This window comes from Meiothermus granaticius NBRC 107808, assembly GCF_003574355.1.
GTDB classification, from domain to species: domain Bacteria; phylum Deinococcota; class Deinococci; order Deinococcales; family Thermaceae; genus Meiothermus; species Meiothermus granaticius.
In genome coordinates this window covers 39,169-51,729 of the sequence record NZ_QWLB01000025.1, presented here as the reverse complement: position 1 = coordinate 51,729, position 12,561 = coordinate 39,169, and the positions used below count along the sequence as shown (strand labels likewise).

The window sequence follows — 12,561 nt, the reverse complement described above, 5'->3', positions numbered from 1 at the left end:
CTCCTGGGTTTCCCAAACCAGCCGGGATGACTCCGAAGCCGAGGGTAGGGGGGGCTCGGGCTCCATCTCGGGCAGCGGCGGAAGCCCCTCCAGATCAGGGTTGACCGAATTGCTGGGGAGGGGTTCCAGGCTGGGTAGCCTGGCTTCTACCACGGGTTGGGCTGGAGGCTCGGGCAGCTCGGGTTCAGGGGCCATCTCGAGCAGGGTGGGGGTTTTGGATGCGGCTACGGGGGGCTCTGCCGATAGGGACAGCTCGGCCTCGGTTTCAAAATCAATGTCGAAGTCCAGGTCATCCAGGGTGGGCCGGGGCGCGGCCTCGGGGAGGGGGCTCGAGCTCGGGGCGCTGGGTACCAGGTCATCGAGCTGCACCCCCTCGCGTTGCAGCAGGGCCTGAGCCTGAGCCATGTTGGGAATGTCTTCGGGGGGCGGAGCGACTTCCTCAGGGGTGGGGGGCAGGTTCACTTCCCCGGCCATCACCCTGGCTAAGAAGTTTAGGATATCCCGCTCCACCACGGTATTATCCGGACCAGTGCCATTGAGCTTACGCCAGTCAATGCCGTTTTCCTCGGCCAGACGGCGAGCCAGCGGGGTAATTTTGACCTCACTCATCTTCCCCCAATCATAGCGTAGGCGTAACGTATTGCCGGTGCATCTGAACAGCCAAGGCGGGCATCGAGAATAATTGCGTTACCCGGCGTTATCTGAAGGCATGCGGCCTCGTGTATCCTGAGGCGGTGGAATCCCGTTTTGCTGCGCTGTTGAGTGAGTATTGCCTCGAGCTGCGTCCAGGCCAGACCGTAGTGGTTGAAGCCCAAACCCCGGCCCTCCCCCTGATCGAGCGGCTGGTGCCCGCCGCGCTTGAGCGGGGGGCTTATCCGCTGGTGCTGCTCGAGTATCCTGGGCAGACCCGCGATCTTTACCGCTGGGGAGGGGAGTGGCTCGAGCGCATCCCACCCCCTAGGCTGGCCTTGATGGAGGGGGCCGATGCTTCCTTGCGAATCTTAAGCGCGGAAAACCCGCTTGAGGCCACCGACATAGACCCTGCCCGCATTGCCGCCCAACAGAAAGCCTGGCGGCCCCTGAGCGAGCTGCGGCTACAAAAGCGGTGGTGCCTGACCTTGTACCCCACCCCCGGTTATGCTCAGGGGGCTGGGATGGGCACGGCGGAATTCCGGGCTTTTGTGGAACGGGCGCTGTACCTAGACCGGCCCGATCCCGTGGCGGCGTGGCGCGAGCTGGCTGCTTTTCAGGCCGCCCTGATCGGGCGGCTCGAGCCAGTGCGGGAACTGCGGCTCGAGGCCCCCGGCACCGACCTGCGGCTACGGGTGACGGGCCGTACCTGGCTTAACTCCGACGGCAAGCGCAACATGCCCAGCGGTGAGGTCTACACCGGGCCCCACGAGGATTCCGCTGAGGGCGAGATCCTCTTCAACCTGCCCGCCACCGTCTCGGGGCAGCGGGTTGAGGGGGTGTATTTGCGCTTCCAGCAGGGCAAGGTCGTGGAGGCCAGAGCCGAGCGGGGGGAGGAGTACCTTCAGCGGATGCTCGAGACCGACGCGGGGGCGCGCTTCCTGGGTGAGATTGGCCTCGGGACCAATTATGGCATCGCGCAGCCCAGCGGGATCATCCTCTACGACGAGAAGATTGGCGGCAGCGTGCACCTCGCGCTGGGGCGCAGCTACCCCGAGAGCGGTGGGACCAACGTTTCCGCCGTTCACTGGGACCTGGTGCTGGATCTGCGCCAGGGTGGGCGGATCTGGGCTGATGGCGAGGTCTTGCAGGAAAACGGGGAGTTCCTGGGATTGTAGACTGGGGCAGCTCGAGACCATCCAACCCCAGTTCGCTGCCTCGGGCCCCGAGGAGGAACCCATGTCACAAGCCCCGTCACCGAGTGAACAAAAGCAGCGGGTGCAGGAGACCTTCAACCGCATGGCAGCCGGGTACGACGCCCTGCGCTTCGTGCAGGTCTGCGCCCGGCGGTTGCTAGAGCTGGCTGAGCTGCGCGAGGGCATGAAGGTCTTGGACGTGGCTACCGGCACCGGGCTGGTGGCCGGGGTCGCAGCACAGATCGTGGGGCCGAGCGGAAGTGTGATCGGGATGGACCTCTCCTCGCAGATGTTGGTCCAGGCCCGGCGGAAGTTTGGTGAGGTGAGCAACCTCGAGTTTCGCCAAGGCGATGCCGAGCGGCTCGAGTTCCCCGATGCCAGCTTTGATGCGGTGCTTTGCGCTTCGTCCCTATTCTTTATACCCGATATGCTTGCGGTGGTGCGCGAATGCAGGCGGGTGCTGAAAAACGGCGGAAGAGTAGGATTTTCCAGCTTCGGATCGGGGTTTCTGCAACCCTTAAACGACCTCTGGGCGGTGCGGCTGGAGCGGTACGGGATTGCTCGAGGCCCGCTCCCGACCGTTCGCCTGATCGATCCCCACGCCTGCCGAGATTTGCTGTCCCAGGCCGGTTTTGAAGCAATTGAAGTGTACTCGGAGCAGTGCGGCTATTACCTTCCCGACGTGGAAGCCCGTTGGGCCGAGATGATGGCGGGGCTCGAGGGTCAGTCCTTGGCACAGCTCACTCCCGGGGAGCGCGAAAAGCTGAAAGCCGAGCACCTCGAGGAGCTGCGACCGTTGGTCACCCCCGATGGAATCTGGGTGGACGTATCCGCCAACTTTGCCTTCGGACGGAAGCCTGGAGCAGCATAAAAAACCCCTCCGCGCCACACCAGCCCTGGTGTGGCGCGGAGGGATCCGGGTAAAGGGTTTCTAGCCTTGTTTTTCGGCCTGCTTCTCGTGCTCTTCCTCGAGGCTAAGCTGGCTCAGCAGGTCACCGAACACATCCCCCAGCTTGACGTTGGTGTTGGAGGAAGCAGCCACGGTGGGATCGTAGTTGTTGTAGGCAGCGGTGCTCCCAGCCCCACCGTAGTCGAAGTCGCGCTCGCGCAGGCCACGGCCCTCGCGGGGACCGCCTTTGCCCTTGGGACGCTTGGGGCGGTTCTCACGCCCGGCCCCTTCCCGGCGCGGACGGCGCTCCCCATCTTCCTCCCCGCTGGGGATCGAGACCGCCTGGGGGGGCGGGGTGAGCAGCCGCTTGCGGGAGAGGGAGATGCGCTGCTCAACAGGGTCAATGTTGAGGATGGCCGCCTCGACCTCATCGCCCTTCTTGAAGAGGTCGGAGGGCTTCTCCACCCGGGAGTAATCCAGCTCGGAGACGTGGATCAGGCCCTCGATGCCCGGCTCGATCTCCACAAATACCCCGAAATCGGTGAGGCCGGTGACCCGGCCCTTGACCGGGGTTCCGGGCGGGAACCGGTCGGGAAGAGACTTCCAGGGGTCAGGCTGAGTCTGTTTGAGCCCCAGGCTCAGCCGGCGCTCGGCAGGGTCAATGCGCAAGACCTGGGCCTCAACCTCCTGGCCTTCCTTCACGATCTCCGAAGGGTGCTTGGGGCGCTTGGTCCAGGAGAGCTCGCTGATATGGATGAGGCCCTCGAGCCCCGGCTCCACCTCTACGAAGGCGCCAAACTGGGTTAGGCCCACTACCTTGCCGTTCACCTTGCTGCCGATGGGGTATTTCTCCGAGACGGTGAGCCAGGGGTCGGGGGTCAGGGCCTTGATCGAGAGGTTAACCCGCTCGCGCTCGGTGTCGATCGAGAGCACCTTGGCTCGCACATGCTGGCCCTTTTGCAGCACATCCCGGGGATGGTTGAAGCGACCCCAGGTGATCTCGCTGCGGTGCACCAGGCCATCCACCCCGCCCAGCGCCACAAAGACCCCGAACTCGGTGACCTCTACCACCTGACCCTCGACCACATCCCCCTCTTTGAGCTGGGAGAGCACCTGAGCCCGGGCTTCCTTTTGCTCGCTCTCGAGCACCGTGCGGCGCGAGAGGATAATCCGGCCCTTCTTGCGGTTGAGCTCGATGATCTTGACCGGGAAGCTCTGGCCCACATACTCGTCGAGCTCGGGGGTGCGCTTGAGGTCTACCTGCGAAGCGGGTAGGAAGGCCCGTACACCTTCGATGTTGGCAACCAAGCCGCCCTTGACCTTTTCCTTGACCGTAACCATCACCGGCTCGCCTTGGTCGAAGAGGGCCTGAATCTTAACCCAGGACTGGTCGCTCTCGGCCCGCTTTTTGGAGAGCACGATCTGCCCGTTGTCCAGATCGGCCCGGACCACATAAGCGGTCACGCTGTCGCCCGGTTTGAGCAGATTCTTGAGTTCTTCCTCGGAGAGGTTCTCTTCGGTGAGCTGGTTGAAGGGGATAAGCCCCTCGGTGCGGGTCCCGATGTCCACCATCACCCCATCGTGGGTGACCAACACCACCGTGCCCTGAACGATCTGTCCGCGCTGAACGGTTTTCTCGAGCCGAGCCTCGGCGTCTTGCAGGGCCTGCTCCATGCTGAAAGGCCCGCTCTGGGCGCTGCTGGCCCCGCCCTGCTCCAGGGGCGCACTGGGGGTCTGGGCCGCCGAAGGCGGGGTCACGGTCTTGGGGGCTGCCGAGGAGGCAGCCTCTTGGGTTCCGGTTTCTACCGGGGTCTGGGTTGCTTGGTCTTCCATCCGCCTGTTTCCTCCACTCCATTTGATCGCGGCGACAATCCGGCCCGGCTCGGCCAGGCTTTGAGGAAATTGTCTGCGCGACGGGTCGTCCTCTGGCGTTAACGTCTGGGGAGACTGTCAAAGGACATACCTGTCAGTTATAGCACACGCTTTGGCAAATGTCCAACCTGCTTCGGCCAGTTTAGACCCGCCCAAATATGAAGTTGGGACGGATTTCCTGAATCTCCTGTGGCGCTGGGCGGCTGGGGTTCAGGGCCGGGGGCCGCAACCGGCTTCGGCCCGGATTCCCTTAGGAAAGCCCACGGACCATCACCACATGACCCGTGCTCCGTCCCAACCAGGGCTGCCACAAGGGGCTTTGATACTCGCTGTAGACGTGGAATCCAAATTTCTGATAAAGCCCCACAGCAGCGGTGTTTTCACGGGTGGTGGAGAGCTGCACCCCCATCACATTTCTGCTGCGCAAGCAGCTGAGGTAGGCCTCCATGAGCTGGCTTCCCAGGCCCTGGCCGCGCGATTCGGGCAGCAGGTTGATGTGCAGCTGGGCTGGATAGGTCTCGAGCGGGGCCAGATGGGTGGGGTAGCGCGCCATGCGCACCAGGTAGGGCAAGCTGCCCAGGAGCCCTGGGTACTCCCCGCGCAGGGCTCGCAACAACAGCCTGGGGAGGTGCTGGAGGATCCAGCGCTGGTACTGCCGCAGGTTGCAAGTTCCCAAGATATAGCCCAGCGGCTTGCCCGTTTCGTCTTCGCCTATGAATCCACAGCAGCCCGCACCCTCCAGATAAGGACGCACCCACAAATCGCAGAACAGGGCCTGAGCGGGGAAGAAGCGGTGTGCGCTATCGCCAAAGAATCCGGTGCGATAGGCAATTTCGCCCAGTGGCTCGAGGTCGAGAGGCTTCACCTCACGCACATGCACCCGGCGATAATACTCCCGTGCGTGCGCGGCGAATCAAGAAGCGCTACCTTTTGCTGGTACTTCTAGCGACGGCCTTTTTGGTGATCAATGCTCCAGGGCTGTTCAGCTTAGGGTATCGGCTTTACTACGGCTCGAGGGTGCAGAGTTTGCCCCAGGCCCTGCGCTTCGGCCCAGCGGATCGCCTGCTGGTGCTCTCTCCCCATCCCGATGACGAAGCCCTGTGCTGTGCTGGGGCGATGCAGCAAGCCCTGAAGGCGGGGGCCCAGGTCTATGTAGTGTGGTTTACCAACGGGGATGGTTTTGAGTGGGATGCCATGTTGCTGGGGCATACCCCGCGCCCTGGGCCCCAGGCCTTGCGCCAGCTGGCGGCCACCCGTCAGGCTGAGGCTCGAGCCGCGGCCCGCATATTGGGGGTCCCGGAGGCCCACCTGTTCTTTCTGGGCTATCCGGATCAGGGGCTGGCTCGGCTGCTGAGGGAATACCGCAGCAGGCCCTATATCAGCCGCTACACCGCCCTCTCCTGGGTGCCCTATGGCGGCAATCTGACCCCCGGCAGCCTATATACTGGCGAGAACCTCGAGCGCGATTTCAAGAGGGTGCTGGACAGGGTACAGCCCACCCAGGTGCTGGCGCCTAGCCCACAGGATGCCCACCCCGATCACCGCGCGGTGGCTGAGCTGGCTTTGCAGGTGCTCGCGGCCCGGGGAGAAAGCGAGAGGCTGCGTTACTGGATAGTGCATGGTGGGTTGGAGTGGCCCTTGCCCAAAGGGCTGCACCCGACCCTGCCGCTGGAACCCCCGCCCAGAGGGCGTGGACTGGAGTGGACCTCCTTGCCGCTCAGCCAGGATGAAGCCACCAAAAAGCTGCAAGCGATCCAAGCCCACCATACCCAGATGCGGCTGCTGGGGCGTTTTATGCGGGCTTTTGTGCGTCAGAATGAATTGTTTTCAACCACCCCATTGCCCCAGCACTGAGCCCGGTTTCTGAGGGGATTCCGCCGGCAGCTCGAGCCGCGCCCGGGCTCCATCGGCGCTGGCAGTAGAGAACCTTCCCCCCAGGGCGCGGGCCACCGTATAGGCCACCCGAAGCCCCAGCCCTTCGGTTATGGTTTTGGGAAAACCAGGGCCGTTGTCGGCCACCTCGAGCCAGGCCCAGCCGCCTTCGGTCCCACTGCTGAGCCGGATGAACCCCACTTTGGCATAGCGGAGCGCGTTGATCACCAGGTTATTGAGGGCTTGTTCCAGCAGCCGGGGATCGGCCTGGGTAGGGGCGGGGTTGGCGTTCAGCTCGAGCTCCATCCCCCGCTCCAGGGCCAGCGGCTGAAAGCGATCAAAGGCTTCAGAGAGGAGGTCGGCCAGGTCCAGCGGCTGCACGCGTACCTCCCCCGACTCCGCCCGGGAGAGGGCCAGGAGGTTTTGGGCTAAGGTCTCCAGCCGTAAGGCCTCGCGGTGCAACCGCTCGATCTGCGGAGCGTCCAACTGCCCTCGGAACTGGGCGGCCTCGAGGCTGGCCCGGAAGGCCGAGATGGGGGTGCGTAACTCATGGGCCGCGTAGGTTAAGAAACGCTGCTCACGCTCGCGCTGCAGGCGCAAGCGGGCCAGCAGGTCTCGAAAGCTGCGCGAGAGGGTGGAGACCTCGTCGTTGTTGGGGGGCTCGGGAACTTCCGCACCCTCCTCAAAATGGGAGGTGGCTTCGGTAAGGGCCTCGAGCGGCTTGAGCGCCAGCCCTACCAGTAACCAGGCGGTGCCCCCGGCCAGGAGCCCCAGGGTCAGGGCCAGCGGCAGGGCTACCGCGACATAGCGGTTGAGTCCCCGCGAGAGGGTAGCCAGGGGGCGGCCAACTTGTACGGTGAGGCCGGAGCGGGAAAGGGTATGCACCCGCCACCCCCCTACGCTCGAGACCCCATTGCCGCGCGGCAGGGTGGCGGGGTCGAGGGAATCATTGGTGTTGAGGGCTCCTCCGGCAAAGATCAGCCGCCCTTCCCGGAACACCAGCATGGAGCTCACCCCGCTTTGCAGGGTGAGCTCGTCCTCGAGCTCCGGCGTGATCTCGTTGTTGGGGTCGGTTAGCGCGGCGTTCAGTATGGTTTTGGCCTGGAACGCCAGCTCGCGGTCGAGATCGGCCAGGCGGCTGCGCTCCAGCAGCACATACAGCAGCACCAAGCCCAGCCCCAACCCCGCCAGGGTCAGTCCGGCGGCAATCAGGGCCAGGCGCGTGCGAAGGTACATAGCTCTTGTGGGTGCTGCCCCAGGCGAGCATCAGGGGCTTACTCCCCCAGCCGATACCCCAGCCCCCGCACCGTCTCGATCACGCCCTCGTATAACCGCTTGCGCAGGTTTTTGATGTAGACATCAATCAGGTTGGAATCCGATTCAAACCCTGGCCCCCAGATGCGCTCGAGCACCTCTTCGCGGGTGAAAACCCGCCCGGCGTTGAGGGCAAAAAGCTCGAGCACCTGGTATTCCTTGGCAGTGAGCCGGATCAGGTCCCCCCGGTAGCGCACCTCGCGCCGCTCAAAAGCGATCTCCAAGCGGTCTCCCACCCGCAGTACCTGGGGCTTCACTTCCCCCCGGCGGGCCAAGGCCCGCAGCCGAGCCACCAGCTCGGCTAGGGCAAAGGGTTTGGGCAGGTAATCATCCCCCACCTCGAGGCCCCGTACCCGGTCGGGCAATCCTTCGCGGGCGGTGAGGAAGAGGATCGGTTGGCGGAACCCCGCCTCGCGCAGGGACTCCGCCAGCTCAAACCCCGCTTCCTCCCCCTCGGGGAGCATCACATCCAGCAAAAACAGGTCGAAGGGTCTTTCCCAAACCACCCTCTCCGCCTCTGCAGCCGAGGCCGCTAACCAGGGTTGAAACCCCTGGGTGGCCAGGCTTTCACAGAGGGTCTGGCTCAGGCTTGGCTCATCCTCCACCACCAGCAGGCGCATATCTAAGGGTATCGCAGCTTCCGGTGAGTTAAGCATGATCGGGGTTGGAGGGCAGGATCACTCCGCTGGCTTAGGCTTTCTTGGTCCAAAGGCGAGGATGGGATTTGAGGCTGTGATGGGCATGGGCGCGCAGCTTGAGGGGTTTGCGAACAGACTTTTTATAGATGACCTTCTTATGCACCAATTTTTTGTGGACCACCTTCTTGTGGGTCACCCGTTTGTGGGTATGCACGGTTGTGGTCTTGCTGGTTGCAGCTTGCACGGGAGCCGCCTGCACGAGCGAAGCGCCTAGGATGGCCAGAACCCCTACTGCCCAGATCAACGATTTTTTCATAGATTTCTCCAAGTGGACCCATAGAACTGCTCTGGGTCCCAAAAAGCATCTATGGGTAGGGTGAATTCAGGGTGAAGGGGGGCTGCTTTTGGCCGGGTGAGGGCCGGCCCTAAGAAGGCTTAGACCCGCAGGAAAACACGTCGCCGATAGAGCCAGAGAAGGACCAACCACCACACCGCAATGTAGGAAAGGGTGTAGAGCCACCCGCCGGTGATCGGGCCGCTCAGCGAAACCAGGGCATTCAGCCAGAGCTTTTGCAGGTTTTGCCCGCCCAGGCTCCACCCCTGAAGCACCCAGATTTTGAAGAGGATTGGGGCCACATAGGCCAGCAGTGCGTTGGAGCCCGGCACCGCCAGGGGAAAGGCCAGCCATCGCCATCCCTTGAGATCGAAGAGCAGATAGAAAACAGCGATCAACAAGGTCCCTAACCCCGCCGAGAACAGGATATAGGGCGAGGTCCAGAAGGTTTTGCTGAAGGGCAGACTAAAGCTCCATAGCCAGCCAATGAGGGTCATGCCGATGCCGAAGGCCAGCAGCTCGAGGCTGATCGGCCGGGGCCGGGCGGCGGGGTCGGTGGTTTTGGGGTCGCCGCGGCCACCGCTGCGCAAGATTCGGCTCACCACCGCCCCCAGCAGGGCCAAGGCAGCGGTAGGGATTACCGAGAGCAGGCCGCGCAACCCGATGGGCTCGAGGTAGGTTTGGTTGAGGTAAAGGAGCAGGTTGCGGTCTTCCTCAAAGATCCCAGGCCCCGCTCCCGGTATGGGCACGAAGCGCAAAGCGGCCCAATACCCCACCAATAACAACCCGGCCACCCCCAGCAGCGGGAGCGTTCGGGGTAGGGCGACGTAGATCAGCGCGGCCACCAGATAGGCCAGGGCGATGAGCTGCAAAACCCCCAATGCGAAGACCGGAGCGTGGGCCAGGGCACTGGTCAGAAACAGCCCGATGGCAAAAAGGGCGAGGCTGCGCCCCAGGGCCTTCTGTACGTAGGCCCACACGGACTGTCCCGATTTGAGAAAACTGGCGTGAGCATAGGGGATTGCGGCCCCCATGCAGAACAAAAACCAAGGGAACACCAGATCGGCCAGGTTTACCCCTCCAAACGGAGCGTGGGTTAGGGTGTCGGGGGTGGCCGCATCGAGGGCGACGTTATTGACCAAGAGCATCAGCAGCACGGTCAAGCCCCGCAACCCGTCAAGGGCCAGGAGGCGCTGGGAAGCTTTGGGGACAGCTGTGGGTTTGGGTAGGGCGGTGGGTACAACCATAAATCCTCTTGGTCGCCTCCGACCTCGCGGCCTGGCTCATTCCAACTATCCTCCCAGTCTTTGTGGATCTGGTGAAGCCCTGCTGAAAAGAAGCTGAAGAGGAGGATGGGAAGGGCTGCCCGTAGATTAGGCCCGGCTTCGCTGGTCAAATCTTGGCGCGGCAACAATTGGGGTTAGGGCTGGGCCGAGGTGACGGAGGGAGCAGCCCGGCGTACCAGGGCACCCAGGGTGTCCAGCCGTATCCCTTGGCGCTCGGCCACACTCAAGAAGCTGGACAACACCTGGGTGGTTTGCAGGACATTATCGTGTAACAGCACAATTCCCCCAGGCCGCAGCTTGGAGACCAGGCGGTTCTCGAGCCGCGCATCCCCCAGGTTATCGAAGTCGGCAGGGTCATCGGTCCAGAAGGCCATGGTCATACCCAGCTCGCGCACCACGCTGAGCACGGTGGGGGAAAAACGCCCGCCGGGAGGCCGGAAGAAGTGCACTGGTTTGCCGGTGATGCCCTCTAGGACTTGATTGGCCAGCACGATCTCCTGGCGAATGCTGGCCGCGTCCAGATTGTTGAGCCGGACATGGTGGTAGGTGTGGTTGCCGATCTCGTGGCCTTCTCTCGAGAGGTCACGGATGAAGTATGGATAGGCTTTGGCGTTGCGCCCGATGCAGAAAAAGGTGGCCCGAACCCGGGCCCGGCGTAGGGCATCGAGGAGCAGCGGGGTGTAGAGGGGATGGGGCGCGTCATCGAAGGTCAAGGCAGCCAGGGGGCGCGAAGGATCACCGTGGTAGAGCAGGTTTCCCAGCACCCCGCCCTGCTGGCTGGCCGCGGTTTGCTCGAGCTGCTGAGCCCGCACCTGGGCCCCGGTTCCCTGGAAACGGGGGGTCCGTTCAAGCTCGCTGGTGTAGGGCGCGGGGGGGCCATACACGGAGTCACCGGGGTTGAGCCAGAGGTGATCGTAGCTGTGCAGGCTGCCCAGATTGAGGGCCAGAAACGCGGGGAGACGGGCTTTGTTGACCGCCGCGGTGAAGCGGGGCAGCGGCCCGCCAAAACCGGCGTAATCTTTGGCGCTGTATAAGCTCAGGTCCACTTCCTCGAGGCTGGGTCGGGCTGCAAAGGTGGCTCGAGCCACCTGCTGGGCTTTGCTCAGCAGATACTCCGGATTGGTGTCCTCCTCCGGAACCAGAACCAAAGCCGCTGCTACCTCGATGAAGCCGTTGGAGGCATACGAGATTCGCCGCACCTCGGGGATGGCCGGGGTCAGGGAGATCTGGGGCAGCACCGGAGGGGGGAGTTGTCCAGGGGCAAGGGGCTGCACCTCACCTGGAAGGATGGGTTCGACCTTAGGCAGTGGGGCTTGGGGTTGCGCCAGAGCGGCGGATAGGCTCCACAGCAGGGCGGTGAGGACTAAACGATAGCGTTGCATCGGCGTACCTCTATTAATCATGGCTAAGCAAATGAATTTGTCCTGAAGCGCCTCTTCAGCGCCGCGGGCGGGATCATCCTATCACCCCGGCTTCATGGAGATCTTCAACACTATGGGGGATATGAAGCGTGCCTTGCTCGGCTTGCTTGGCCTGGGGTTGGTGGGGTGGGCCTGGGCCCAGCCCCAAGCGGGGGAGTATCCCTACCGTTCTCCGGCATTTACCACGTGGGTACAGGACTCCTACAGGGAGAGCCCCGCGCAAGGGGTTCAGCCGTTTTATGCCTGGTTCGAAGCCGCCTACGCCAAAACCCCCCAAGCGAAGCTCGAGGGGTATCCCAACCTCGGCCTGATGGCGGCTTTAGCCCAGCGCAAAAAGGAGCTGGCCGCCCTCAGGGATCCAGCCGCCAAAACCAAGCTCGAGCTCGAGACCGGGGCTTGGCTGCACCGCTTGGTCAAGGCCACCCTCCTCAAGTTCAGCCTCGAGCGCGGCTACGAGTTTACCTATGCAGTGACCCGCAGCGAGCGCCAATGCCTGCTGCAATCGGTGCTGATCGCAGGGATGCTCCAGCAGATGGGGATTGAGGCCGGGGCCTATATGGTCTGGAAAAACCAACAGGGTCAGGTCAGCAACCTGGGCCACGTCACCGCGATCATCAAGCTCTCCGATGGGCGCGACGTGGAGATTGATGCCTCCGAGCCCACCCCCTTTTTCACCCATCAGGGCATCTTCGCGCCCATCCAGGGCAAATACCAGTTTGCCGAACCGGTCTTCAACCCGGACCACACCATCTCCGGCTACAAGCTGGTGGCCACTGGACAGGTGGTGAAGCCCCGGGCCGTGACCCCACTCAGCTTCGACTACCTGCGCTCGCAGTTTTACTACTACCGGGGTGAGCGGGCCCCAGGGGGGTTCCTGGCTGCGCCCAAAACCCCCGAGGGCCTTGCGGCTTCCGAACGCTTTCTGCGTCAGGCGGTGAAGTATGCCCCAGAAAACCCGCTGGCCACCTATGTGCTGGGGTTGGTTTTACAGCGTGAGGGCAAGGCCGAGGAAGCCCGTGCTTATATCCGCAAAGGCTACGCCCTATACGAGCAGTACGGCTACGTCCCCGATGGCCCGAAGGCGGCGTTTGCCGCAGCCTCGAGGTGAT

The 12,561-nt window shown here is 63.3% G+C and carries 12 protein-coding genes; 4 read left to right on the top strand and 8 right to left on the bottom strand.

Annotation, left to right across the window (positions count from 1 at the left end; translation table 11 throughout):
* Positions 1 to 609: E3 binding domain-containing protein (locus tag Mgrana_RS10095; RefSeq protein ID WP_206075076.1), on the bottom strand; the 609-nt coding region annotated here is incomplete at its 3' end.
* Positions 610 to 734: 125 nt separating this feature from the next.
* Between Mgrana_RS10095 and Mgrana_RS10090 the strand changes: the two genes are divergently transcribed.
* Both Mgrana_RS10090 and Mgrana_RS10085 read left to right on the top strand, forming a co-directional pair.
* Positions 735 to 1,808 (top strand): aminopeptidase, encoded by a 1,074-nt coding sequence (locus Mgrana_RS10090; protein ID WP_119357488.1) that lies wholly within the window; start codon positions 735 to 737, stop codon positions 1,806 to 1,808.
* Positions 1,809 to 1,869: 61 nt separating this feature from the next.
* Positions 1,870 to 2,697, top strand: coding sequence for a class I SAM-dependent methyltransferase (locus Mgrana_RS10085; RefSeq protein WP_170146444.1), 828 nt, complete (start codon positions 1,870 to 1,872; stop codon positions 2,695 to 2,697).
* A gap of 60 nt (positions 2,698 to 2,757) precedes the next feature.
* Here the strand turns inward: Mgrana_RS10085 and Mgrana_RS10080 are convergent, their stop codons facing one another.
* Together Mgrana_RS10080 and Mgrana_RS10075 are read right to left on the bottom strand one after the other, a co-directional pair.
* Positions 2,758 to 4,548, bottom strand: coding sequence for a 30S ribosomal protein S1 (locus Mgrana_RS10080; RefSeq protein ID WP_119357480.1), 1,791 nt, complete (start codon positions 4,546 to 4,548; stop codon positions 2,758 to 2,760).
* 289 nt (positions 4,549 to 4,837) lie between these two features.
* A complete protein-coding gene (locus tag Mgrana_RS10075) occupies positions 4,838 to 5,461 on the bottom strand; it encodes a GNAT family N-acetyltransferase (protein ID WP_240631320.1) in 624 nt (207 codons plus the stop codon).
* Positions 5,462 to 5,484: 23 nt separating this feature from the next.
* Here Mgrana_RS10075 and Mgrana_RS10070 point away from each other — a divergent pair, with 23 nt between their 5' ends.
* Positions 5,485 to 6,441, top strand: a complete 957-nt coding sequence (locus Mgrana_RS10070) for a PIG-L deacetylase family protein (protein ID WP_240631319.1) — start codon at positions 5,485 to 5,487, stop codon at positions 6,439 to 6,441.
* On the opposite strand, the gene Mgrana_RS10065 is transcribed toward Mgrana_RS10070, so the two are convergent.
* The 5 genes from Mgrana_RS10065 to Mgrana_RS10045 all read right to left on the bottom strand — a co-directional run bounded on the left by Mgrana_RS10065 (position 6,415) and on the right by Mgrana_RS10045 (position 11,413).
* Positions 6,415 to 7,695, bottom strand: coding sequence for a HAMP domain-containing sensor histidine kinase (locus tag Mgrana_RS10065; protein ID WP_119357478.1), 1,281 nt, complete (start codon positions 7,693 to 7,695; stop codon positions 6,415 to 6,417). The two genes, Mgrana_RS10070 and Mgrana_RS10065, sit on opposite strands and share 27 nt — an antisense overlap.
* A 38-nt stretch (positions 7,696 to 7,733) precedes the next feature.
* A complete protein-coding gene (locus tag Mgrana_RS10060) occupies positions 7,734 to 8,393 on the bottom strand; it encodes a response regulator transcription factor (RefSeq protein WP_119357477.1) in 660 nt (219 codons plus the stop codon).
* 70 nt (positions 8,394 to 8,463) lie between these two features.
* Positions 8,464 to 8,727 carry a hypothetical protein gene (locus tag Mgrana_RS10055; RefSeq protein ID WP_119357476.1) on the bottom strand — a complete coding sequence of 88 codons (264 nt, stop codon included), beginning with the start codon at positions 8,725 to 8,727 and terminating at the stop codon, positions 8,464 to 8,466.
* Between the two features lie 119 nt (positions 8,728 to 8,846).
* On the bottom strand, positions 8,847 to 9,992 hold the full coding sequence (locus Mgrana_RS10050) for an acyltransferase family protein (RefSeq protein ID WP_119357475.1): 1,146 nt from the start codon (positions 9,990 to 9,992) through the stop codon (positions 8,847 to 8,849).
* A 173-nt stretch (positions 9,993 to 10,165) separates the two neighbouring features.
* Entirely contained in the window at positions 10,166 to 11,413 is a 1,248-nt protein-coding gene (locus Mgrana_RS10045; protein ID WP_119357474.1) for a polysaccharide deacetylase family protein, read from the bottom strand.
* Between the two features lie 121 nt (positions 11,414 to 11,534).
* On the opposite strand from Mgrana_RS10045, the gene Mgrana_RS10040 reads away from it, so the two are divergent.
* Complete coding sequence (locus Mgrana_RS10040; RefSeq protein ID WP_119357486.1) at positions 11,535 to 12,560, top strand: hypothetical protein; 1,026 nt, start codon at positions 11,535 to 11,537, stop codon at positions 12,558 to 12,560.
* Position 12,561: the final 1 nt, after the last annotated feature.